Raw genomic sequence first — 22,238 nt, forward strand, 5'->3', positions numbered from 1 at the left:
GTTGGTTAAGGAGTGTACGCCGGGCAGTGTAATGCAAGTCGGGTGCTCGGCGTAGTGAGCGACAGGATGTTTCGGTTTTAGCCCAGGCGTTTCGCCAGCCAGGTACCGATGTCGCGAATTTCTTCGGGTAACACTTCATGGCCCATTGGGTATTCCTGCCATGTAACCGCCACACCTGCGGCTTTTAAGCGCTCATAAGCCGTACGGCCCATAGCGTTTTGGACTACTTCGTCGTACTGCCCATGCAAGCAGAGCGCCGGGATGCGTTGCTGGCTGGCTGACAATGGCAGGGTTTCGCTGAAGGTCGGGGCATAAGTGGAGAGGGCAAGTACGCCACCCAATGGTCCCTGCCATTTCAGGTAGGCGGTGTGCAAGACCACGGCGCCGCCTTGGGAGAAACCGGCCAGAAAAATCCGGTTGGAGTCGATACCGCTCTGGCGCTGGGCCTCGATCAGTTGAATGACCATGTCGGCCGACTCTTCCAGCTCTTCTTCGCTGATGGAACGGGCAGGGCTCATGGCCTTGATGTCGTACCAGCTCGGCATGGCATAACCGCCATTAATGGTCACCGCGCGGGTCGGTGCCTGTGGCAATACGAAGCGTGTGGTCAGCAACGACTGTTGCAGTATTTCGGCCACCGGCATGAAGTCATAGCGGTCGGCACCCAGACCGTGGAGCCAGATAACACAGGCGTCTGCGGTCTTTTGGGGTTGGATGACAAGAGGTTGGGTCATGACTGCTCCATCGTTGTGCATGTGCGCAAACCGGGTGCGCTACAAATGTGCTTGATCGGTTAAAAGTTACAGAAAATGTCGCTTGCTTGAACGTTTTTTCCTGCATTACCTACTGAACTTACTTAAGCAGCAGGAGTGGTACGCGCTTTGCTTTGTGGACAGGGACGTGAATGCGCTCACCTTCGGCGGTAACACTAACAGGCTACTGCCGGTGGGGGGACAGCAAAAATCCCGAGGTTGAAGTTAGACAAGGAATTCAACAGCTCAAGTGAGCGCTTCAGTTTGACGGTTCGTGCGATGCACCCATCGCTCAAGACTTATGCCGCTTGACCCAATAAAAAGCCAACACGGGTCAACAGTGCCTCACAAGGGGGCGGCGGGTCTTGTTCAAACACAACAAAAGCATCACTGGAGGTTTGAATGAAGCAGTTGAAATCCACCCTGGCTCTGGCCACCGCAGCCATCGTGTTACTCAGTGCCAGTGGTTTTGCCCACGCAGGCGCAACCCTGGACAGCGTTAAAAAGAAAGGGTTTGTGCAATGTGGTGTCAGTGACGGATTGCCGGGTTTCTCGGTGCCGGATGCCACTGGCAAGATTCAGGGTATTGATGCAGACATTTGCCGAGCAGTGGCCGCCGCTGTATTTGGCGATGCAACCAAGGTCAAGTTCAGCCAGTTGAACGCCAAGGAGCGTTTCACCGCGCTGCAATCGGGCGAAGTGGACGTGCTGTCGCGCAACACCACCTGGACCAGCTCCCGTGATGCGGGCATGGGCATGGTGTTCGCAGGCGTGACTTATTACGACGGCATCGGTTTTTTGGTCAACAAAAAGCTGGGGGTTAAAAGTGCCAAGGAGCTGGACGGTGCAACCATCTGTATCCAGGCCGGTACCACCACCGAGTTGAACGTGTCGGATTACTTCCGCGGTAACAACCTCAAATACACCCCAATCACTTTCGATACCTCCGATGAAAGCGCCAAGTCGCTGGAAAGCGGCCGTTGCGACGTGTTGACCTCCGACAAGTCGCAGTTGTACGCACAGCGCAGCAAACTGGCGAACCCGAGCGACTACGTCGTATTGCCTGAAACCATCTCCAAGGAGCCGCTGGGCCCTGTCGTGCGCAAGGGCGACGAAGACTGGTTCAGCATTGTGAAGTGGACTCTGTTCGCCATGCTCAATGCTGAAGAGGCGGGCATCACCTCCAAAAACGTCCTGGCTGAAGCCAAGTCGACCAAAAACCCTGATGTGGCCCGTTTGCTGGGTGCTGACGGCGAATATGGCAAAGACCTGAAACTGCCAAAAGACTGGGTAGTACAGATTGTCAGCCAGGTCGGTAACTACGGCGAAGTCTTCGAGAAAAACCTCGGCAAAAATACCCCTTTGGCCATCGACCGCGGGCTGAACGCTCTGTGGAATAACGGCGGCATTCAATACGCACCACCTGTGCGCTGATAGCCCTTTCACCCGGCAGGCCAACTGCCGGGTGATGTTGTCTGATCCATTTTTAGGGGCACTTCATGCAAATTAAAGTCGGCGCACCCAAGCCAAGGCTCAGCCTCGGCGATCCACGTGTGCGTGCGTGGTTATTTCAGCTCATCACCGTTGCGCTGGTGGTGTTCATGGGCTGGTATCTGTTCAACAACACCCAGACCAACCTGCAGCATCGCGGCATTACTTCGGGTTTTGACTTTCTGGAACGCAGTGCCGGTTTTGGCATTGCGCAGCATTTGATCGATTACACCGAGTCCGACAGTTATGCCCGGGTTTTTCTGATCGGTTTGCTGAACACATTGCTGGTGTCGGTCATCGGTATTGTCCTGGCGACGGTTCTGGGCTTTATCATCGGTGTCGCGCGCCTGTCGTCGAACTGGATGATCAGCAAGCTGGCCACGGTGTATGTCGAGATCTTCCGCAATATCCCGCCTCTGCTGCAAATCCTCTTCTGGTACTTCGCGGTCTTTCTGACCATGCCGGGGCCACGCAACAGCCACAACTTTGCCGACACCTTTTATATGAGCAGCCGCGGCCTGAACATGCCTGCAGCTGTTGGTACCGAGGCCTTCTGGCCCTTTGTGGGCAGTGTGGTGCTGGCGATTGCAGCCGTGGTGCTGATGGTTCGCCGGGCCAACAAGCGCTTCGAAGAGACCGGCGTACCGTTTCACAAGTTCTGGGTCGGGCTGGCTCTGATGCTGGTGATTCCGGGCTTGAGCATTGTGTTGTTCGGCACTCCGGTGCACTGGGAAATGCCAGAGCTCAAGGGTTTCAACTTTGTTGGCGGCTGGGTGCTGATTCCGGAGCTGCTGGCGCTGACCATTGCATTGACGGTGTACACCGCGGCTTTCATTGCTGAAATCGTACGTTCGGGGATCAAGTCGGTCAGCCATGGCCAGACCGAGGCTGCCCGCTCGCTGGGTCTGCGTCCGGGGCCAACACTGCGCAAGGTGATTATTCCGCAAGCACTGCGGGTGATTATTCCGCCACTGACCAGCCAATACCTGAACCTGGTGAAAAACTCGTCGCTGGCGGCGGGCATCGGTTATCCGGAAATGGTTTCACTGTTTGCAGGCACGGTGCTTAACCAGACCGGGCAAGCGATTGAAGTCATTGCCATCACCATGAGCGTGTACCTGGCCATCAGTATCAGCATTTCGCTGCTGATGAATTGGTACAACACGCGTATTGCGCTGATCGAGCGATGAGGACGGGACTATGACAACTCATGTTTTTAAACCCGACATGCCGCCGCCGGGCAACCGCATCGGTATCGTTGCCTGGGCGCGGGCCAATCTGTTTTCCAATTGGCTCAACACCTTGCTCACCCTGTTTGCCTTTTACCTGATCTGGCTGATCGTGCCGCCGCTGTTGAGCTGGGCGATCCTTGACGCCAACTGGGTCGGCAGCACCCAGGCGGACTGCACCAAGGAAGGCGCCTGCTGGGTGTTTATCCAGCAGCGTTTTGGCCAGTTCATGTATGGCTACTACCCGACCGGACTGCGCTGGCGTGTAGACCTGACCGTGTGGCTTGCCGTGGTGGGCGCCGCGCCGTTGTTTATCTCGCGCTTCAAGCACAAGGCCATCTGGGGACTGGGCTTTTTGGTGGTCTACCCGATTCTGGCATTCACCTTGTTGCATGGCGGCTACTGGGGCCTGAGCAACGTGGCCACGAGCCAGTGGGGCGGCCTGATGCTGACGCTGGTCATTGCCACCGTGGGCATTGCCGGTGCCTTGCCATTGGGGATTTTGCTGGCGTTGGGCCGACGTTCGGACATGCCCGCCATTCGTGTGGTGTGCGTGACCTTCATCGAGTTCTGGCGCGGCGTTCCTCTGATTACCGTGCTGTTCATGTCCTCGGTGATGTTGCCGTTGTTTCTGCCTGAGGGCATGAACTTCGACAAGCTGCTGCGTGCCTTGATCGGCGTGATCCTGTTTCAGTCGGCGTATGTGGCTGAAGTGGTACGCGGAGGCCTGCAAGCCATTCCCAAAGGACAATACGAAGCGGCTGCGGCGATGGGCCTGGGTTACTGGCGCAGCATGGGCCTGGTGATTTTGCCGCAAGCCCTCAAACTGGTGATCCCCGGCATCGTCAACACCTTTATTGCCCTGTTCAAGGACACCAGCCTGGTGATCATCATCGGTCTGTTCGATCTGCTCAACAGCGTCAAGCAAGCCGCCGCCGACCCGAAATGGCTGGGCATGGCTACTGAAGGCTATGTATTTGCAGCGTTGGTGTTCTGGATTTTCTGTTTTGGTATGTCCCGCTACTCCATGCATCTGGAGCACAAGCTGGACACTGGCCACAAGCGTTAGGAGTGCGACATGAGTGAAGCAATCAAAAAGCCTGCAAGCGCCGAAGGCATTATTCAGATGCAGGGCGTCAACAAGTGGTACGGCCAGTTCCATGTGCTCAAGGACATCAACCTGAACGTCCAGCCAGGCGAGCGCATTGTGTTGTGCGGGCCTTCGGGCTCCGGCAAGTCGACGACCATTCGCTGCCTCAATCGCCTCGAAGAGCACCAGCAGGGGCGCATCGTGGTTGACGGGGTTGAGTTGACCAACGACATCAAGCAGATCGAGACGGTACGGCGCGAAGTGGGCATGGTGTTTCAGCACTTCAACCTGTTTCCGCACCTGACCATTCTGCAGAACTGCACGCTGGCGCCGATGTGGGTGCGCAAGATGCCCCGGCGCCAGGCTGAAGAAATTGCCATGCATTATCTGGAGCGGGTTCGAATTCCGGAGCAGGCGCACAAGTTTCCGGGGCAGTTGTCGGGCGGCCAGCAACAGCGTGTGGCGATTGCCCGGGCGTTGTGCATGAAACCAAAAATCATGCTGTTCGATGAGCCGACTTCAGCGCTCGATCCGGAGATGGTGAAAGAGGTGTTGGACACCATGATCGGCTTGGCCGAAGACGGCATGACCATGCTCTGCGTGACCCACGAAATGGGCTTTGCCCGCACAGTGGCCAACCGGGTGATCTTTATGGACAAGGGCGAAATCGTGGAAGAGGCTGCCCCGAATGACTTCTTCGACAACCCGCAAAATGACCGGACCAAATTGTTCCTGAATCAGATTTTGCATTGATTCAACCGCTGTAGCCGCAGCCCAAGGCTGCGGCTACAGGCTATTCGTGTCGCTGCTGTTGTTTTTGCACCAGCAGCGCATTGATATCGGTGCACTCATTGATGGCCTGTAATTCCCGAACCAGTTCGGGATGGCGATCCAGCAAGCGCATCAGCACAAACAAGGGTTTCGGTGGTTCGACCTCGGCACGTTCATAACGGCTGAACGCATTGTGGCCACCCCCCGACAGCAGTTGCACAGCACTTTTTTGAGTGAAATGTAGTTTGCGCCGAATGCGCTTCATCTCATCAGCTATCACCTGCTTGGCATCTTCAATCAGTTCATCTCCTGCCCGGGCATAACGCTCTGCACTGGGAGCATCGAACTCGACCTCTGCGCACTCCGTGCATTCATGGCCGCTCAGGCTGTGCACCATCCGGTTCATTTGCTTGAAATTCACATTGAAGCTACGCCCTTTGAAGGCGTGCATCGCATTGGGGGCCCCGCAGGCGTAACAGTCATGTTTGCTCATAGGTCTTTTTCCTTGAAAGCGATGACTGGCGGCCCTCCACTCGGGCGATAAGTCACCTTGATATAAATAGCCAAACCGTAGGCCTGTGCGTGATAGACGTCTTGCCAGACCTTGTGGTCTGAGTGGGTCGACATCGATTTGTACAGCGCCCGGCGTTCTAAAGAAGCAATGACCCGCTGCATTTGCGCCAGGGTCAGGCCCATGGTTCGTCCGCCATCCAGGGCGCTTTTGGTAAACGCTACAGCGCCAAGCCGTTGTGCGTCGGCTTGAATGCACTGGAGGTTGTAGTGAGGTGTTTTCTTTTCCATAAGAGGCAGCCTCGATTTTTTAAAATACCCTTTAAGGGTTGTCGATTCAATGCTCAATCAGCATTTTTTTGGGGCACTTAATCTGTAGTTGATTGCCGATGTGAAGACGTCTCGCTAACATGTCGGAAAATTCATCCTATGATTGGATGAAAAGGTGAATTCAATGACAGACGCTTCTCCACTGATAAAACGTTCCCTGGTTGACCAGGCGCTTGAGCAACTGCGTGCGCGAATAAACAACGGCACCTGGGCGGTGGGGCAGCGTTTGCCGACCGAGCCGGAGCTTGCGGCGCAACTGAACATCAGCCGTAACACCGTGCGTGAAGCCATGCGCGTGCTGGCATTCGCCGGGCTGATCGAAATCCGTCAGGGCGATGGTAGTTATCTGCGAGGGCGAGTCGACCCGATGGACACGTTGCGTGCCTTGTCATCCTGCTCAATGGAGCAGGGTCGGGAGATGCGGCACATCCTTGAGGTTGAAGCCGTTGGCCTGGCGGCCTTGCGTCGTACGGACGAGGACTTGCGGCTGCTGCATCAGGCGCTCGATGCAAGTGGCGAGCACTATCACGGTGAGCTCGATACCTATATTTGTTGCGACCTGGTGTTTCACCAGCGGCTGATAGATGCCGCACACAACCCGGCCTTGAGCGAGCTGTATCGCTACACCTCCAGCGTTGTGACCAACCATTTGCGCAAGACGATGGATGTTCATCCCAGGCGTCAATTGGTGTTCGACCTGCACGTCGAGCTACTCGAAGCCGTAGAACAACAAAACCCGCAACGGGCCATGGCGTTATGCCGGACGTTGATCAATGAACCCTGAGCCGGAGCACGCCATGACTCAACCTTTGTCAGTCGCCAATGCCAGCGCCGAGCCCGCTCGTCATCTGGATGAGCTGGAAGCGTTGCTGATCGATGCTGAGATAGACGACGAACAGGTGCAGCAAACGCCCCCGGTCGTGCTGAGGCCGTGGTTGCTGCTATTGGGCCTGGTACTGGTGGCGCTGAACCTGCGTCCGGCATTGTCGAGCATGGCGCCGCTGCTGGGAGAAGTGTCGGACAGCCTGGGGCTGTCGGCAGCGCAGGCCGGTTTATTGACCACTTTGCCGGTGCTTTGCCTGGGACTGTTCGCGCCTTTGGCACCGATTCTGGCCCGGCGTTTTGGTACTGAGCGGGTGGTACTGGGAATTCTGGTGGCACTGGGCGGCGGCATCGTTCTGCGCAGTTGCCTGGGGGAGGCAGGGCTGTTTGCCGGGAGCATTCTGGCGGGCGCCAGCATTGGCATCATCGGCGTGCTGTTGCCGGGCATTATCAAGCGTGATTTCGCAGGGCATGCCGGGACCATGACCGGTGTCTACACCATGGCCTTGTGCCTGGGCGCGGCACTGGCGGCGGGCGCGACGGTACCACTGAGCGAGTCGTTGGGTCAGAGCTGGGCACTGGGACTCGGCTTCTGGGCCTTGCCGGCTCTGGTTGCGGCCATTTTCTGGCTGCCCCAAGTGGGCAAGCGTCAGGGCTCACACAATGTTGCTTATCGGGTGAGTGGCCTGCTGCGTGATCCGCTGGCCTGGCAAGTGACGCTTTACATGGGCTTGCAGTCCTCGTTGTCCTATATCGTTTTTGGCTGGTTGCCCTCCATTCTGATCGGGCGCGGTTTGACCCCGACCCAGGCCGGGCTGGTGATGTCGGGCTCGGTCATCGTGCAATTGCTGACTGCACTGACAGCGCCCTGGCTGGCCACGCGGGGCAAAGATCAGCGGCTGGCCATTGTGCTGGTCATGAGCATGACCCTGGCCGGGCTGTTCGGCTGCCTGTATGCCCCCATCGAGGGCTTGTGGGGCTGGGCGATTGTGCTGGGCCTGGGGCAGGGCGGTACGTTCAGCCTGGCGTTGACGCTTATCGTATTGCGTTCGCGGGACGCTCATGTTGCGGCCAACCTGTCTGGCATGGCCCAGGGTATTGGTTACACCGTGGCCTCCATGGGGCCGCTGGCGGTCGGGATCGTGCATGAGGTCACGGGCGGCTGGAGTGCTGTGGGCTGGATTTTTGCCGTGGTGGGCCTGGGGGCTATCGTCGCCGGGCTCGGCGCGGGACGTTCCCTGTATGTGAATGTGCAGAGCGAGAAAATCTGAGGGCCATAGTGTTTCTGTTCATGGCAGATTATCGTGCACGGATTACTGACCCGCACGGACCCTGCCATGAGCCAAGACCATCAAGCATTGATCACTCGTTTCTACCAGGCCTTCCAGCAGCTCGATGCACAAGCGATGGCGGCCTGCTACACCGATGACGTCTTGTTCAGCGATCCGGTTTTTGGTGAATTGCGTGGCCAGGATGCCGCAGACATGTGGCGCATGCTGACCTCGCGGGCCAAGGATTTCAGCCTGACTTTCGATCAGGTCCAGGCTCAGGGGCAGCGCGGCAGCGCACACTGGGTGGCAACCTACGTGTTTGGCCAGACCGGGGCCACGGTGGTCAATGATATTCAGGCGCAGTTTGTGTTTCGCGACGGCAAGATTTGCGAGCACCACGATCACTTTGACCTGTGGCGCTGGTCGCGTCAGGCATTGGGCACCAAGGGCTTGTTGCTGGGGTGGACGCCGCTGGTGAAGAACGCCATCAGGGCTCAGGCGCAAAAAGGACTCAAGGCCTTTCAGGGCAGCCGTTGAAAGTGAGCGAAAAACCGTGGTTCGTTTATCTGGTGCGGGCCGCCAATGGCGCTCTGTACTGCGGGATCAGCGATGACCCGGTGCGCCGTTTTGCCAAACATCAAAGCGGTAAGGGCGCACGCTTTTTTGCTTCAAGCCCGGCAGTGGCCTTGGTGTATGTCGAATCCTGGCCTGACAGGGGCGAAGCCTTGCGCCAGGAACGACTGATCAAAAAGCTCAGGAAGAGCGCCAAGGAATGCCTGGTGCAAAGTCAGGCGCAAGGGGTTATTTCAATGCCGCCAGTATCGCATCCGGCTTGAAGTCCCTTATCAGCGTGCCGTTCACGTCCAGTATCGGAATTCCGCGTCCGCCCAGCGCTTCGTAAGCCTGGCGGGCGACCGCGTCTTTCTCGATATCAAACTCCTTGAACGGGATGCCTTTCTCATCCAGAAACCGGCGCGTCGCCTTGCAGTAGCCACACCATTGCGTGGAGTACAGCACCACACGGGCGCTGGCCCGGGTTTGCTCGGAGACGACACCCGAGGGATTGAGTACACGCTCGATCTTGCCCCAGTTCTGGAAGATGACCACCACCACCAGAACAAACAGGACTTTCTTCAAAATACCGTTGAGCATTATTTGCTGCGCTTGAGCTGGTCTAGCAGTTGGGTCGGCAAGCCCTTGATCACCAGCGTGCCGGCTTCTTCGTCGAACTCTACCTTGGAGCCCAGCAGGTGGGCTTCAAAGCTGATAGACAGGCCCTCAGCGCGCCCGGTGAAGCGGCGGAACTGGTTCAGGGTGCGTTTGTCTGCCGGGATCTCGGGAGAAAGGCCGTAGTCCTTGTTGCGGATATGGTCGTAGAAGGCTTTCGGACGCTCTTCGTCGATCAGCTCGGACAATTCGGCCAGACCCATCGGTTCGCCGATTTTGGCCTGGCTGCTGGCGTAGTCGACCAGGGTCTTGGTTTTTTCGCGGGCGGACTCTTCGGGCAGGTCTTCGCTTTCAACGAAGTCGCTGAAGGCCTTGAGCAGGGTCCGGGTTTCGCCTGGTCCGTCGACGCCTTCCTGGCAGCCGATAAAGTCGCGGAAGTACTCCGAAACTTTCTTGCCGTTTTTGCCTTTGATAAACGAAATGTACTGCTTGGACTGCTTGTTGTTTTGCCACTCGGAAATGTTGATCCGTGCCGCCAGGTGCAGTTGGCCAAGGTCCAGGTGACGCGATGGGGTCACGTCCAGATCCGAGGTCACCGCCACGCCATCGCTGTGATGCAGCAGGGCGATCGCCAGGTAGTCGGTCATGCCTTGCTGGTAATGGGCAAACAGTACGTGACCACCGACTGAAAGGTTGGACTCTTCCATCAGCTTCTGCAGATGCTCGACGGCCACGCGGCTGAATGCGGTGAAGTCTTTGCCGCCGTCCAGGTACTCCTTGAGCCAGCCGCTGAACGGATGCGCGCCGGATTCAGCATGGAAAAGGCCCCATGCTTTGCCTTGCTTGGCGTTGTAGCTTTCGTTGAGGTCCGCGAGCATGTTCTCGATGGCTTGAGACGCGGCCAGTTCAGAGTCGCGGGCATGGAGAACAGCGGGCGTACCGTCGGGTTTTTTGTCAATCAAATGGACGATGCAATGACGGATCGGCATGGGCTTCTCGGCGAGTAATGAGAGGACAGGGGGCGCACCCCGCAAAGGCGCCAAGTGTACCGCACCTGAGCGCTGGGTCGGTGTTTGGGGGGCTTGAGACCACCCGGGACGGCTTTTTTACGGTTTTAAGGCGATAAAGCTGACCAAAAGCCCAGGTAGAGGCGGATATTTAACCGTCTCTGTGCTAGTTTTGCCCGGTCTTGCGCTCGGAAACGGCGTAAAGCGTGCATTCAGCATGTGTCAGGTCGAACCAAACCCCGTTTTAGCTATCTACATCCGCGATTCGTCGTGAAAGCTGGCGGGTGTGCCAGACCCTTGAGATCTGGCTCGATGGCTGACATTGCACTCTGCAAACCAAATGAATTTGATAGGGAAGGAACATCTCAATGGCTATTACTAAAGACCAACTGATCGCTGATATCGCTGAAGCCATCGACGCGCCGAAAACTACCGCGCGTAACGCTCTGGACCAACTGGCTCAGATCGTTGCTGATCAATTGGAAAATGGCGGCGAAATCACTCTGCCAGGTATTGGCAAACTGAAAGTGACCGAGCGTCCTGCCCGTACTGGCCGTAACCCTTCGACTGGCGCTGCCATCGAAATCGCTGCCAAAAAAGTTATCAAGCTCGTTGTGGCCAAAGGCCTGACTGACGCTGTTAACAAGTAAGCATTAAAAAAGCCGCGCTTCGGATCACTCCGAAGCGCGGTTTTTTTATGCCCGCAATTTGTGTAGTCGCTGTCGAGGCACGAGGCTGCGATGGGCTGCGAAGCGGCCCCGCTTTCTCAGGGCCCCTCAGCTCTTATCGCAGCCTTCGGCAGCGACTACAGGATTGCGCGGGGCTTACTTCCAGTTCTTCTCGCGCCACATCTGCTGCTGGTCCTTGTCATGGAAGGTCCAGGCCACAAAGCGGCTTTGCTTGTTGCCCTGGGACATTTCCACGACCTGGCTTTCCCGTGCGCCGGCTTTTTTCAGCGCGGTCTGGATGGCTGGCAAGTTGGAAGCCTTGGACACCAGCACGCTGAACCACAGGATTTGACGCGCAACGTGGACGCTTTCGCGGATCAGTTGCGTGACAAAGCGCTGTTCGCCGCCTTCACACCACAATTCGGCCGCCTGGCCACCAAAGTTCAGAACCGGCAGCTTGCGCTTTGGATCTGCCTTGCCCAGTGCGCGCCATTTACGCTCACTGCCGCGTGTGGCTTCGTCCAGCGAGGCGTGGAACGGCGGGTTGCACATGGTCAGGTCGAAACGTTCGCTGCTTTCCAGCACGTCCAGCAGGATTTTCTGCGGATTAGGCTGCAGGCGCAGGCTGATGGCTTTGTTCAGACCGTTGGACTGCACAATCGCCTTGGCCGCTTTAACGGCAGTCGGGTCGACTTCCGTACCCAGGAACTGCCAGCGATAGTCGCTGTGGCCGATCAGCGGGTAGACGCAGTTGGCACCCATGCCGATATCCAGCACGCGAACGTTTTGCCCGCGAGGGATCTCGCCGTCGTTCATGGTGGCCAGCAGGTCGGCCAGGAAGTGCACGTAGTCAGCGCGACCCGGTACGGGCGGGCACAGGTAGTCGGCCGGGATATCCCAGTGAGCAATGCCGTAGAACGCCTTGAGCAGGGCACGGTTGAATACGCGCACGGCACTCGGGTTGGCGAAGTCGATGCTTTCCTTGCCGTACGGGTTGATGATCACGAATTCGGCCAGTTCCGGGCACACCGAAATCAGCTGTGGGAAGTCGTAGCGGCCCTGGTGGCGGTTGCGCGGGTGCAGGCTGGGCTTGACGCGCGGCTCGACCGGTTTGGCATCGCTGGCAGCCTTGGGCTTGTGGCGTGTTGCTTTGGAAGTGCGTGGGGTAGTCATGTTCAATTCATTCCACAAAAGCAATCGCGGGCAAGCCCGTTCCTGCAGAGTTGAACCCTGCGGGAGCGGTCTTGCCCGCGATCAGGTGCGCAGCGTTATTACAGGCTGGAAATCCGCGCGTGCTGGTCTGCCAATTTGCTCAAGGCCTGTTCGGCTTCGGCCAATTTGGCACGTTCTTTTTCGATGACTTCGGCCGGGGCCTTGTCAACGAACGCGGCATTCGACAATTTGCCGCCCACTCGCGCAACTTCGCCGTGCAAGCGCTGGATTTCCTTGTCCAGGCGCGCCAACTCTGCATCTTTGTCGATCAGGCCGGCCATCGGCACCAGCACTTCCATCTCGCCTACCAGAGCGGTAGCGGACAAAGGTGCTTCGGCGCCGTCTTGCAGCACGGTGATCGATTCGAGTTTAGCCAGCTTTTTGAGCAAGGCATCGTTCTCGGTCAGACGGCGCTGGTCTTCGCTGCTGACGTTTTTCAGGTAGAGCTGCAATGGCTTGCCCGGGCCGATGTTCATTTCGCCACGGATGTTACGCGTGCCGAGCATCAAGCCCTTGAGCCATTCGATATCGTCTTCGGCCGCCTGGTCGATGCGTGCTTCGTTGGCCACTGGCCACGGTTGCAGCATGATGGTCTTGCCTTCAACGCCGGCCAGCGGCGCGATGCGCTGCCAGATCTCTTCGGTGATGAACGGCATGAACGGATGCGCCAGACGCAAGGCAACTTCCAGTACACGAACCAGCGTGCGACGGGTGCCGCGCTGACGTTCTACCGGAGCGTTTTCGTCCCACAGCACAGGCTTGGACAGTTCCAGGTACCAGTCGCAGTACTGGTTCCAGATGAACTCGTACAGCGCTTGTGCGGCCAGGTCGAAACGGAACTGGTCGAGGTGACGGGTCACTTCGGCTTCGGTGCGCTGCAGTTGCGAGATGATCCAGCGGTCGGCCAGTGACAGCTCGTAGGCTTCGCCGTTCTGGCCGCAGTCCTCGCCCTTGTCCAGCACGTAACGTGCGGCGTTCCAGATTTTGTTGCAGAAGTTGCGATAGCCTTCAACGCGGCCCATGTCGAACTTGATGTCGCGACCGGTAGATGCCAGCGAGCAGAAGGTGAAGCGCAAGGCGTCGGTGCCATAGCTGGCGATGCCGTCTGCGAATTCGTCGCGGGTCTGTTTCTCGATTTTCTTCAGCAGTTTTGGCTGCATCAGGCCGGTGGTGCGTTTGGCCACCAGGTCTTCGAGTTCAATGCCGTCGATGATGTCCAGCGGGTCCAGGACGTTGCCCTTGGACTTGGACATCTTCTGGCCCTGACCGTCACGTACCAGGCCGTGTACATACACGGTCTTGAACGGAACTTGCGGGGTGCCGTCTTCGTTTTTCACCAGGTGCATGGTGAGCATGATCATCCGGGCAACCCAGAAGAAAATGATGTCGAAGCCCGTCACCAGCACGTCAGTGGAGTGGAAGGTTTTCAGCGCGTCGGTTTTTTCCGGCCAGCCCAGGGTGGAGAACGTCCACAGGCCCGAACTGAACCAGGTGTCGAGTACGTCGTTGTCCTGTTGCAGCGCAACGTCCGGGCCCAGGTTGTTTTTGGCGCGGACTTCAGCTTCGTCGCGGCCTACATAGACCTTGCCCGACTCGTCGTACCAGGCCGGGATACGATGGCCCCACCACAGCTGGCGGCTGATGCACCAGTCCTGGATGTCGCGCATCCACGAAAAGTACATGTTTTCGTACTGTTTAGGCACAAACGCGATGCGCCCGTCTTCCACGGCTGCAATGGCTGGTTCTGCCAGAGGCTTGGTCGATACGTACCACTGGTCCGTCAGCCACGGCTCGATGATGGTGCCGGAGCGGTCGCCTTTCGGTACTTTCAGGGCGTGATCGTCAACGCTGACCAGCAGGCCTGCTTCGTCAAAATCAGCAACGATTTGCTTGCGCGCTTCGAAGCGGTCCAGGCCGGCGTATTTGGCCGGCAGGGTGCCGTCGACGGTTTCGTTGAGCTTGCCGTCGAGGTTGAACACCTGGGCAGCAGCCAGCACTTTGGCGTTTTTGTCGAAGATGTTCAGCAGCGGCAGGTTGTGGCGCTTGCCGACTTCGTAGTCGTTGAAATCGTGGGCCGGGGTGATCTTCACGCAACCGGTGCCGAATTCAGGGTCGCAGTAGTCGTCCGCGATGATCGGGATACGACGGCCAACCAGTGGCAGCTCGACGAACTTGCCGATCAGGGCCTTGTAGCGTTCGTCTTCCGGGTTAACGGCAACAGCGGCGTCGCCCAGCATGGTTTCCGGACGGGTGGTAGCAACCACCAGGTAGTCCAGACCTTCTGCGGTCGTTGCGCCGTCAGCCAGCGGGTAGCGCAGGTTCCACAGGAAACCTTTCTCGTCGTGGTTTTCCACTTCAAGGTCGGAAATGGCGGTGTGCAGCTTGGTGTCCCAGTTGACCAGGCGCTTGCCGCGATAGATCAGGCCGTCTTCGTGCAGGCGTACGAAGGCTTCTTTCACGGCTTCTGACAGGCCGTCATCCATGGTGAAGCGTTCGCGGCTCCAGTCTACGGACGAGCCAAGGCGACGGATCTGACGGCTGATATTGCCGCCGGACTGGTCTTTCCATTCCCAGATTTTATCGAGGAATTTTTCGCGACCCAGGTCGTGGCGGTTCAGACCTTGTGCTTCGATCTGACGCTCAACCAGCATCTGGGTGGCGATACCCGCATGGTCGGTGCCCGGCTGCCACAGGGTGTTGCGACCCTGCATGCGGCGGAAACGGATCAGGGCGTCCATGATCGCGTTGTTGAAACCGTGACCCATGTGCAAGCTGCCGGTGACGTTCGGCGGCGGGATCATGATGGTGTACGGGTCGCCCGCGCCTTGCGGGGCAAAATAATTCTCTTCTTCCCAGGTTTTGTACCAGGAAGTTTCAATGGCGTGCGGCTGGTAGGTCTTATCCATGCGCGGCGGGACCCTATTGGCATTAATTCAGGAAAGCCGACAAGTATAGCGGGGTGGGACTGCGCGGGGAACCTATTGCTGTTGTGGGAGCGGGCTGGCTCGCGATACGGGCGACGGGGTGCATCTGGTTCATCAAGGCGCTGCAATCGCGAGCAAGCCCGCGCCCACAGGGTCAGCTTTGATGTTGTGCGAGCAAGCGCTCCATATGCGCATCGAGGCGGCGTTTGATCTCGGTTTCGATGTGCGGGGCGAAGTCGTTGATCACGTCCTGCATGATGGCCTGGGCTGCCGTGCGCAGCTCTTTGTCCAGATGCACCAGCAGTGCGTCCGGGGCTTTTTCTGCCACGGGTGCCGGGGTAATGCCGACCAGCGGTATTTGCTCGGGCTCGGGTTCTTCGCTGATGACTTCAGACAACAATGGAATCTGCGCGTCTTCACCGCCCACCATCTCGGTCAGCAGCGGCGGTTGCAGGCCCTCATCGCCGAGCAGCTTGCGAATGGACTCAAGATCATCGAGCAGGTGTGCAGCTTTTTGCGGCGAATTGGAGGTGTCCATCGTGTGCTCAGAGTCGTTGTAGCTTGTGGTCTTGCAGAGGATAGCCCTGTTCACGGTAGAAGCGGAAACTCTCCCGTGCGGCCAGTCGGACGGTGGGGTCTTCGACCACCACTTCAGCCACGCGGGCGAAGCGTTTGAAGAATTCGGGGACTTTGAGGTCCAGGTTGATCAGTAAGTCCTGATGGCTTGGCGGTGCTTCTGTGCAGCCCATGACAACGACGCCGTCGGGTTCGTCTTCGGTGTTGCTGTGGGGCACGAAGCTTTCGCCCTTGAAGCGCCACAGGCGTTCATCCAGATCCTGACGTTGAGCGCTGTCGGTGCAGTGTAAATACACCCTGTGGCCCAGACGCCAGGCCTTTTCGGTGAGTTTGCAGGCGAAATCCAGCCGCGCGGAAGGTTCGGCGCTGGGCAGGATATAAAAGTCGACCTTGGTCAACTCGGTGTTGGGTTCCGGGGTCATTGCGGTTCCTGAATCGGGACCGCGCCGCCGTCAGGCGGCGCAGCCTTCGATTGTCAGCTTCAAGCGTTGGCGCGATCGAGCAGGTATTGAGTCAGCAGGGGTACAGGGCGGCCACTGGCACCCTTGTCCTTGCCGCCGCTGACCCATGCCGTGCCGGCGATATCCAGGTGAGCCCAGTTATAGGCCTTGGCGAAGCGCGACAGGAAGCAGCCTGCGGTAATGGCGCCACCTTTGGGACCGCCGATGTTGGCCATGTCGGCGAACGGGCTGTCCAGCTGTTCCTGGTACTCGTCGAACAACGGCAGTTGCCATGCACGGTCGTCTGCCAGTTTGCCGGCTTCCAGCAGTTGGCCGATCAACTCGTCGTTGTTGCCCATCAGGCCGGAGGTGTGAGCGCCCAGCGCAACCATGCAGGCGCCGGTCAGGGTGGCGATGTCGATCACGGCCTGAGGCTTGAAGCGCTCGGCGTAGGTCAGTGCATCGCACAACACCAGGCGGCCTTCGGCGTCGGTGTTGAGGATTTCGACCGTCTGGCCGCTCATGGTGGTCACGATGTCGCCCGGGCGTGCAGCACCGCCGCTCGGCATGTTCTCGGCGCACGCCAGGATGCATACCAGGTTGATCGGCAGTTTCAGTTCCAGTACGGCGCGCAGTGTGCCGAACACGCTGGCAGCACCGCCCATGTCGTACTTCATTTCATCCATGCCGGCGCCCGGCTTGAGGCTGATGCCGCCGGTGTCGAACGTAATGCCCTTGCCGACCAGTACGTACGGTTTTTCGGATTTCTTGCCGCCTGCGTAGTTCATTACGATCAGGCGAGGTGGCTGGTCACTGCCCTGGCCTACGGCATAGAACGCGCCCATGCCCAGATCCTTGATTTTCTTCTCATCAAGAATCTCGACTTTCAGGCCTTTGAATTCCTTGCCCAGATCCTTGGCCTGTTCGGCCAGGAAAATCGGATGGCAGATATTGGGTGGCAGATTGCCCAGATCGCGGGTGAATGACATGCCCGAAGCGATCGCCTGGGCGTGGGACACGGCGCGCTGAACTTCAGCCTGTGCTGCTTTAATGGTCAGCAGGGTGATTTTCTTCAGGGCACGAGGTTCGGCTTTCTGGCTTTTGAAACGGTCGAAGGTGTATCCGCCGTCGATCAGGGTTTCTGCCAGCAGGCGGTTTTTGCTGTAGCTGTCACGACCCTTGACCACCAGTTCGTCGAGAGCAAACACCGCATCGCTGCCGCCCAGGCCTTTTAATACGCCCAGTGCGCCGCTGATGATTTTACGGAACGGGCGGTCGCCCAGCTCGTCATCCTTGCCGGTGCCCAGCAGCAGCACGCGCTCGGCCTTGAGGTTGGGCAGGCTGTGCAGCAGCAGGCTTTGACCGGTTTTACCCGCCAGATCCCCGCGCTTGAGTACTGCGCTGATGGCGCCGCCGGTGAGTTCGTCGATGATGGTGGCGGTAGGGCCCAGCTTGCGGCCTTCGCCGATGGCGACCACCAGAGTGGCGGTTTTCAACGTTTCTGGGCTAACGCTTTTTACAACCAGTTCCATGTCGGGGTCCCTGAATCAAATGGTCAACATGCGCACAAACAGTGCTGTTTGCTTGCTTGATAGATGAAGCGCTTCACCTGTGATTAAGGCTGGCGTCAAGGCGGGCAGTTTGAACCCCGCCGCAGGAGCCTGACAACCCCGGTATTTGGCCAGCGGGGTACTTTCAAGACTGCGCAGTGACAGGGGCGGTCATTCACAGGATAATGCGCCATCTTTTTAGACGGCCCGTCTCATCTATGATGAGGTATGGGCCGACTCGTTATGCTGTTTGTTTGGCCGCCTTAGCCTGACGACCCTGGAGTGTCTGGTTTGATCGTCTTCCGTTATCTATCCCGCGAAGTCCTGCTTACATTGAGCGCTGTCAGCGCTGTGCTGCTGGTCATCATCATGAGCGGTCGTTTCATCAAGTATCTCGCTCAGGCCGCCTCGGGTGCCCTGGATCCGGGGTCATTGTTCCTGATCATGGGGTTCCGCCTGCCAGGCTTCATGCAGCTGATCCTGCCGCTGGGGCTGTTTCTGGGTATTCTGCTGTCCTACGGTCGCTTGTACCTTGAAAGCGAAATGACCGTTCTGTCGGCCACCGGCATGAGTCGTCAGCGCTTGCTGGCCATCACTATGGCTCCTGCTGCGCTGATTGCCCTGATCGTGGCCTGGCTCAGCCTGAGCCTGGCACCCCAGGGCGCCAATGAATTTCAGCTGTTGCTCAATAAGCAAGATGCCCTGACCGAGTTCGACACCCTGGAGGCTGGTCGTTTTCAGTCCTTGAGTGACGGCACGCGGGTGACTTACACCGAAGAACTGAGCAATAACCGTAGCCTTTTGTCCGGCGTCTTCATTACTCAGAAGAAGCTCGGAGAGGATGCTGCGGACCGCAGTATTTCTGTGCTGCTGGCGCAAAAGGGTCGCCAGGAGATTCGTCCTGACGGCAGTCGCTGGTTGATTCTGGACGATGGCTATCGCTATGACGGCAATCCGGGGCAGGCCGATTACCGTGCTATCAAGTACGACACCTACGGTGTATTGCTGCCAAAACCGGAAGTCAGCAATGATGTGACCGATCGTGACGCCATCCCGACTCCGGACCTTATCGGCAATCCGGCACCCCGTGCGGTCGCCGAGTTGCAATGGCGTATAGCTTTCCCGCTGCTGGTATTTATCGTGACCCTGATCGCGGTGCCGTTGTCGCGGGTCAATCCTCGCCAGGGGCGCTTCCTCAAGCTGTTGCCGGCCATTCTGCTTTATATGGGCTACCTCAGCATGCTGACCTGGGGGCGAGGCCTGCTTGAAGGCGGCAAAATCCCGTTGGCGCTGGGCTTGTGGTGGGTGCATGGCCTGTTCCTGGTCATTGGCCTGGGGCTGATGTATTGGGAGCCGCTGCGCTTGAAACTGGCAAGTCGCCGTAGTGCCGAGGAGATGGCCCGTGGTTAAGCTCGACCGCTACATTGGTAGCAGTGTGTTATTTGCGATTTTGGCCGTGCTGGGGATTATTCTGGGTCTGGCGCTGCTGTTTGCGTTGATCGATGAGATGCGCAGTATCAGCAGCAGCTACACCATCCTGGATGTGTTCAGTTTTGTCATGCTGACCGCGCCGCGCCGCTTGTATGAAATGCTGCCGATGGCAGCGTTGATTGGCTGTCTGATTGGCCTGGGTGGCCTTGCCAGCAACAGTGAGCTGACCATCATGCGTGCTGCGGGCGTGTCCCTGGGGCGCATTGTCTGGGCCGTCATGAAGCCGATGCTGGTGCTGATGCTGGCGGGCGTGCTGATTGGCGAGTACGTGGTTCCGGCCACCGAGAACATCGCTCAGGCCAATCGCGCGCTGGCGCAGGGTGGCGGTGATTCCCAAAGCTCCAAGCACGGTCTGTGGCATCGTCAGGGTGACGAGTTCATCCACATCAACGCTGTTCAGCCCAATGGCCTGCTTTACGGCGTGACCCGGTATCGTTTTGACAAAGATCACCAGATGCAGTCGGCCAGCTTCGCCAAAAAGGCGCAGTTCGACCAGGGTAACTGGCAGTTGAGCGACGTGAGCACCACGCTTTTTCACGGTAACAGCACTGAAGTTGTAAAGACCCCTGAAGAGCGCTGGGATGTGTCATTGAGCCCGCAGTTGCTCAATACCGTGGTCATGGCTCCCGAGTCGCTGTCGATCGCGGGTTTGTGGAGCTACATCCATTACCTCAAGGATCAGGGGCTGAATAATGGCCGTTACTGGCTGGCCTTTTGGGTCAAGGTGTTGCAGCCGCTGGTAACGGCTGCGCTGGTGTTGATGGCCATATCCTTCATCTTCGGCCCGTTGCGCTCTGTTACTCTGGGTCAGCGGGTATTTACCGGGGTGCTGGTCGGATTCGTCTTCAAGATCGCGCAAGACCTGTTGGGGCCATTGAGCCTGGTGTTCGGTTTCTCGCCGCTGTTCGCGGTGCTGGTGCCGGCTGCCATCTGTGCTCTGGCCGGTTTCTGGCTGTTACGCCGGGCGGGTTGATGAGCGGTCATTGAGTCAATCAAGAGCCTCTATCTCGCGATAGGGGCTTTTTTGTAGGTGTCCATTGGCCTGTGAACGTGACGCTTGGCGAGAGGATCAGGTACAATTCCCGGCTATTTTTCGGCGGGCAGTCTGCCTGCGACTTTTTTGAGTGTTGACCCGTGAGTGATTTGAGTCATATCCGCAATTTCTCCATCATCGCCCACATTGACCATGGCAAGTCGACGCTGGCCGATCGCTTCATCCAGATGTGCGGTGGCCTGAGTGCCCGCGAAATGGAAGCCCAGGTACTGGACTCCATGGACCTCGAGCGTGAGCGCGGGATCACTATCAAGGCCCACAGCGTCACCTTGTATTACACGGCCAAAGACGGCATTACCTATCAATTGAACTTCATTGATACGCCGGGACACGTCGACTTCACCTACGAAGTCAGCCGTTCCCTGGCAGCCTGTGAAGGTGCCTTGCTGGTAGTCGATGCGGGGCAGGGCGTAGAAGCCCAGTCCGTTGCCAACTGCTACACCGCCATCGAGCAGGGCCTTGAGGTCATGCCGGTGCTGAACAAGATCGACCTGCCGCAGGCCGATCCTGATCGCGTGAAGGAAGAAATCGAAAAAATCATTGGCATTGATGCCACTGATGCCGTGACCTGCAGCGCCAAAACCGGCCTGGGCGTCGACGAAGTGCTTGAGCGCCTGGTGCACACCATTCCTGCGCCAACCGGTAACTACGAAGATCCGCTGCAAGCGTTGATCATCGACTCCTGGTTCGACAACTACCTGGGCGTTGTGTCCCTGGTTCGCGTGCGCCACGGCCGCGTGAAAAAGGGCGACAAGATCCTGGTCAAGTCCACCGGCAAGATGCACCTGGTAGACAGCGTGGGTGTGTTCAACCCCAAGCACACGGCTACCACTGACCTGAAGGCCGGTGAAGTAGGCTTCATCATTGCCGGCATCAAGGACATTCACGGTGCGCCAGTGGGCGATACCCTGACCTTGAGCACGACGCCTGACGTCGACGTACTGCCAGGTTTCAAGCGTATCCAGCCTCAGGTTTACGCGGGTCTGTTCCCGGTCAGCTCTGACGACTTCGAAGACTTCCGCGAAGCCCTGCAAAAGCTCACGCTGAACGATTCGTCGCTGCAGTACACCCCGGAAAGCTCCGATGCACTGGGCTTCGGCTTCCGTTGCGGCTTCCTGGGCATGTTGCACATGGAGATCATCCAGGAGCGCCTTGAGCGCGAGTACGACCTGGACCTGATCACCACGGCCCCAACCGTAATTTTCGAACTGCTGCTCAAGACGGGCGAAACGATTTACGTCGACAACCCGTCCAAGCTACCAGACGTCTCTTCGATTGAAGACATTCGCGAGCCAATCGTGCGCGCCAATATCCTTGTGCCTCAAGAGCACCTGGGTAACGTCATTACCCTGTGCATTGAAAAGCGCGGCGTTCAGCACGACATGTTGTTCCTGGGTTCTCAGGTGCAAGTGACCTACGATTTGCCGATGAACGAAGTGGTTCTGGACTTCTTCGACCGTCTCAAATCCACCAGTCGCGGCTATGCTTCGCTTGATTACCATTTCAACCGTTATCAGTCGGCCAATCTGGTCAAGCTCGATGTACTGATCAACGGCGAGAAAGTTGATGCTCTGGCACTGATTGTTCACCGCGACAACGCTCACTACAAAGGGCGTGCGTTGACCGAGAAGATGAAAGAGCTGATTCCGCGTCAGATGTTCGATGTGGCAATTCAGGCTGCTATTGGCGGCCAAATCATTGCGCGCTCGTCTGTTAAAGCGCTCCGAAAAAACGTACTGGCCAAATGCTACGGTGGTGACGTTAGCCGTAAGCGCAAGCTGTTGGAAAAGCAGAAAGCCGGTAAAAAACGCATGAAGCAAGTGGGTAACGTGGAAATTCCACAAGAAGCCTTCCTTGCAGTGCTCAGGTTGGATAGCTAGGTC

At 57.9% G+C, this 22,238-nt stretch carries 22 protein-coding genes; 12 read left to right on the plus strand and 10 right to left on the minus strand.

Annotated features, from left to right (window positions below; all coding sequences use genetic code 11):
• Positions 1-77: 77 nt before the first annotated feature.
• Positions 78-734: an alpha/beta hydrolase gene (locus AC19YQ_RS12245; RefSeq protein WP_133076296.1), complete on the minus strand. Its 657-nt coding sequence runs from the start codon at positions 732-734 to the stop codon at positions 78-80.
• Positions 735-1,154: 420 nt separating this feature from the next.
• On the opposite strand from AC19YQ_RS12245, the gene AC19YQ_RS12250 reads away from it, so the two are divergent.
• From AC19YQ_RS12250 to AC19YQ_RS12265, 4 genes are all read left to right on the plus strand, one after another.
• On the plus strand, positions 1,155-2,186 hold the full coding sequence (locus AC19YQ_RS12250) for an amino acid ABC transporter substrate-binding protein (RefSeq protein ID WP_133076295.1): 1,032 nt from the start codon (positions 1,155-1,157) through the stop codon (positions 2,184-2,186).
• A 65-nt stretch (positions 2,187-2,251) separates the two neighbouring features.
• Positions 2,252-3,433 carry an amino acid ABC transporter permease gene (locus AC19YQ_RS12255; protein ID WP_133076294.1) on the plus strand — a complete coding sequence of 394 codons (1,182 nt, stop codon included), beginning with the start codon at positions 2,252-2,254 and terminating at the stop codon, positions 3,431-3,433.
• A 10-nt stretch (positions 3,434-3,443) separates the two neighbouring features.
• Entirely contained in the window at positions 3,444-4,541 is a 1,098-nt protein-coding gene (locus AC19YQ_RS12260) for an amino acid ABC transporter permease (RefSeq protein WP_326397403.1), read from the plus strand.
• A 9-nt stretch (positions 4,542-4,550) separates the two neighbouring features.
• On the plus strand, positions 4,551-5,315 hold the full coding sequence (locus tag AC19YQ_RS12265) for an amino acid ABC transporter ATP-binding protein (protein WP_133076292.1): 765 nt from the start codon (positions 4,551-4,553) through the stop codon (positions 5,313-5,315).
• A gap of 40 nt (positions 5,316-5,355) precedes the next feature.
• Here AC19YQ_RS12265 and AC19YQ_RS12270 read toward each other — a convergent pair whose 3' ends face one another.
• On the minus strand, positions 5,356-5,826 hold the full coding sequence (locus AC19YQ_RS12270; RefSeq protein ID WP_133076291.1) for a type II toxin-antitoxin system MqsA family antitoxin: 471 nt from the start codon (positions 5,824-5,826) through the stop codon (positions 5,356-5,358).
• On the minus strand, positions 5,823-6,134 hold the full coding sequence (locus AC19YQ_RS12275; RefSeq protein WP_500595191.1) for a type II toxin-antitoxin system MqsR family toxin: 312 nt from the start codon (positions 6,132-6,134) through the stop codon (positions 5,823-5,825). The genes AC19YQ_RS12270 and AC19YQ_RS12275 overlap by 4 nt, the downstream gene beginning before the upstream one ends.
• A gap of 163 nt (positions 6,135-6,297) precedes the next feature.
• Between AC19YQ_RS12275 and AC19YQ_RS12280 the strand changes: the two genes are divergently transcribed.
• The 4 genes from AC19YQ_RS12280 (at position 6,298) to AC19YQ_RS12295 (ending at position 9,102) form a co-directional block, all read left to right on the plus strand.
• On the plus strand, positions 6,298-6,957 hold the full coding sequence (locus AC19YQ_RS12280; RefSeq protein WP_133076289.1) for a FadR/GntR family transcriptional regulator: 660 nt from the start codon (positions 6,298-6,300) through the stop codon (positions 6,955-6,957).
• On the plus strand, positions 6,947-8,266 hold the full coding sequence (locus AC19YQ_RS12285; RefSeq protein WP_326397406.1) for a CynX/NimT family MFS transporter: 1,320 nt from the start codon (positions 6,947-6,949) through the stop codon (positions 8,264-8,266). Before AC19YQ_RS12280 ends, AC19YQ_RS12285 begins: the two co-directional genes overlap by 11 nt.
• A 66-nt stretch (positions 8,267-8,332) precedes the next feature.
• Complete coding sequence (locus tag AC19YQ_RS12290; protein ID WP_133076287.1) at positions 8,333-8,803, plus strand: nuclear transport factor 2 family protein; 471 nt, start codon at positions 8,333-8,335, stop codon at positions 8,801-8,803.
• A complete protein-coding gene (locus AC19YQ_RS12295) occupies positions 8,800-9,102 on the plus strand; it encodes a GIY-YIG nuclease family protein (RefSeq protein WP_133076286.1) in 303 nt (100 codons plus the stop codon). The genes AC19YQ_RS12290 and AC19YQ_RS12295 overlap by 4 nt, the downstream gene beginning before the upstream one ends.
• On the opposite strand, the gene AC19YQ_RS12300 is transcribed toward AC19YQ_RS12295, so the two are convergent.
• A complete protein-coding gene (locus AC19YQ_RS12300; RefSeq protein WP_133076285.1) occupies positions 9,068-9,418 on the minus strand; it encodes a glutaredoxin family protein in 351 nt (116 codons plus the stop codon). The genes AC19YQ_RS12295 and AC19YQ_RS12300 overlap by 35 nt on opposite strands.
• Positions 9,418-10,422 carry a nucleoid-associated protein YejK gene (yejK, locus tag AC19YQ_RS12305; protein WP_133076284.1) on the minus strand — a complete coding sequence of 335 codons (1,005 nt, stop codon included), beginning with the start codon at positions 10,420-10,422 and terminating at the stop codon, positions 9,418-9,420. The genes AC19YQ_RS12300 and yejK overlap by 1 nt, the downstream gene beginning before the upstream one ends.
• A gap of 386 nt (positions 10,423-10,808) precedes the next feature.
• Between yejK and AC19YQ_RS12310 the strand changes: the two genes are divergently transcribed.
• On the plus strand, positions 10,809-11,090 hold the full coding sequence (locus AC19YQ_RS12310) for an HU family DNA-binding protein (RefSeq protein ID WP_003440137.1): 282 nt from the start codon (positions 10,809-10,811) through the stop codon (positions 11,088-11,090).
• Positions 11,091-11,264: 174 nt separating this feature from the next.
• Here the strand turns inward: AC19YQ_RS12310 and rlmF are convergent, their stop codons facing one another.
• The 5 genes from rlmF to AC19YQ_RS12335 all read right to left on the minus strand — a co-directional run bounded on the left by rlmF (position 11,265) and on the right by AC19YQ_RS12335 (position 17,792).
• On the minus strand, positions 11,265-12,281 hold the full coding sequence (gene rlmF / locus AC19YQ_RS12315) for a 23S rRNA (adenine(1618)-N(6))-methyltransferase RlmF (RefSeq protein ID WP_133076283.1): 1,017 nt from the start codon (positions 12,279-12,281) through the stop codon (positions 11,265-11,267).
• Between the two features lie 98 nt (positions 12,282-12,379).
• Entirely contained in the window at positions 12,380-15,226 is a 2,847-nt protein-coding gene (locus AC19YQ_RS12320) for a valine--tRNA ligase (RefSeq protein ID WP_133076282.1), read from the minus strand.
• A 172-nt stretch (positions 15,227-15,398) separates the two neighbouring features.
• Positions 15,399-15,782 (minus strand): DNA polymerase III subunit chi, encoded by a 384-nt coding sequence (locus tag AC19YQ_RS12325; protein WP_133076281.1) that lies wholly within the window; start codon positions 15,780-15,782, stop codon positions 15,399-15,401.
• 7 nt (positions 15,783-15,789) lie between these two features.
• Positions 15,790-16,218 (minus strand): DNA polymerase III subunit chi, encoded by a 429-nt coding sequence (locus AC19YQ_RS12330; RefSeq protein WP_326398991.1) that lies wholly within the window; start codon positions 16,216-16,218, stop codon positions 15,790-15,792.
• Between the two features lie 83 nt (positions 16,219-16,301).
• Positions 16,302-17,792, minus strand: coding sequence for a leucyl aminopeptidase (locus AC19YQ_RS12335; protein WP_326397407.1), 1,491 nt, complete (start codon positions 17,790-17,792; stop codon positions 16,302-16,304).
• Positions 17,793-18,101: 309 nt separating this feature from the next.
• Between AC19YQ_RS12335 and lptF the strand changes: the two genes are divergently transcribed.
• The 3 genes from lptF to lepA all read left to right on the plus strand — a co-directional run bounded on the left by lptF (position 18,102) and on the right by lepA (position 22,235).
• Entirely contained in the window at positions 18,102-19,220 is a 1,119-nt protein-coding gene (lptF, locus tag AC19YQ_RS12340) for an LPS export ABC transporter permease LptF (protein ID WP_133076463.1), read from the plus strand.
• Positions 19,213-20,274 carry an LPS export ABC transporter permease LptG gene (gene lptG, locus AC19YQ_RS12345; RefSeq protein ID WP_133076279.1) on the plus strand — a complete coding sequence of 354 codons (1,062 nt, stop codon included), beginning with the start codon at positions 19,213-19,215 and terminating at the stop codon, positions 20,272-20,274. Before lptF ends, lptG begins: the two co-directional genes overlap by 8 nt.
• Positions 20,275-20,435: 161 nt before the next feature.
• Positions 20,436-22,235: a translation elongation factor 4 gene (gene lepA / locus AC19YQ_RS12350; protein WP_133076278.1), complete on the plus strand. Its 1,800-nt coding sequence runs from the start codon at positions 20,436-20,438 to the stop codon at positions 22,233-22,235.
• The last annotated feature ends 3 nt before the right edge of the window (positions 22,236-22,238 follow it).

It is taken from the genome of Pseudomonas sp. MF06569 (assembly GCF_059862735.1).

What these genes read in the sequence shown, in the direction of transcription:
- AC19YQ_RS12320 (WP_133076282.1), bottom strand. Translation starts at nt 15,226, where the DNA reads ATGGATAAGACCTACCAGCCGCACGCCATTGAAACTTCCTGGTACAAA.
- AC19YQ_RS12265 (WP_133076292.1), top strand. Translation starts at nt 4,551, where the DNA reads ATGAGTGAAGCAATCAAAAAGCCTGCAAGCGCCGAAGGCATTATTCAG.
- AC19YQ_RS12290 (WP_133076287.1), top strand. Translation starts at nt 8,333, where the DNA reads ATGAGCCAAGACCATCAAGCATTGATCACTCGTTTCTACCAGGCCTTC.
- AC19YQ_RS12255 (WP_133076294.1), top strand. Translation starts at nt 2,252, where the DNA reads ATGCAAATTAAAGTCGGCGCACCCAAGCCAAGGCTCAGCCTCGGCGAT.
- AC19YQ_RS12245 (WP_133076296.1), bottom strand. Translation starts at nt 734, where the DNA reads ATGACCCAACCTCTTGTCATCCAACCCCAAAAGACCGCAGACGCCTGT.
- AC19YQ_RS12285 (WP_326397406.1), top strand. Translation starts at nt 6,947, where the DNA reads ATGAACCCTGAGCCGGAGCACGCCATGACTCAACCTTTGTCAGTCGCC.
- AC19YQ_RS12325 (WP_133076281.1), bottom strand. Translation starts at nt 15,782, where the DNA reads ATGGACACCTCCAATTCGCCGCAAAAAGCTGCACACCTGCTCGATGAT.
- AC19YQ_RS12270 (WP_133076291.1), bottom strand. Translation starts at nt 5,826, where the DNA reads ATGAGCAAACATGACTGTTACGCCTGCGGGGCCCCCAATGCGATGCAC.
- yejK (WP_133076284.1), bottom strand. Translation starts at nt 10,422, where the DNA reads ATGCCGATCCGTCATTGCATCGTCCATTTGATTGACAAAAAACCCGAC.
- AC19YQ_RS12310 (WP_003440137.1), top strand. Translation starts at nt 10,809, where the DNA reads ATGGCTATTACTAAAGACCAACTGATCGCTGATATCGCTGAAGCCATC.
- AC19YQ_RS12300 (WP_133076285.1), bottom strand. Translation starts at nt 9,418, where the DNA reads ATGCTCAACGGTATTTTGAAGAAAGTCCTGTTTGTTCTGGTGGTGGTG.
- AC19YQ_RS12280 (WP_133076289.1), top strand. Translation starts at nt 6,298, where the DNA reads ATGACAGACGCTTCTCCACTGATAAAACGTTCCCTGGTTGACCAGGCG.
- AC19YQ_RS12250 (WP_133076295.1), top strand. Translation starts at nt 1,155, where the DNA reads ATGAAGCAGTTGAAATCCACCCTGGCTCTGGCCACCGCAGCCATCGTG.
- rlmF (WP_133076283.1), bottom strand. Translation starts at nt 12,281, where the DNA reads ATGACTACCCCACGCACTTCCAAAGCAACACGCCACAAGCCCAAGGCT.
- AC19YQ_RS12335 (WP_326397407.1), bottom strand. Translation starts at nt 17,792, where the DNA reads ATGGAACTGGTTGTAAAAAGCGTTAGCCCAGAAACGTTGAAAACCGCC.
- AC19YQ_RS12260 (WP_326397403.1), top strand. Translation starts at nt 3,444, where the DNA reads ATGACAACTCATGTTTTTAAACCCGACATGCCGCCGCCGGGCAACCGC.
- AC19YQ_RS12275 (WP_500595191.1), bottom strand. Translation starts at nt 6,134, where the DNA reads ATGGAAAAGAAAACACCTCACTACAACCTCCAGTGCATTCAAGCCGAC.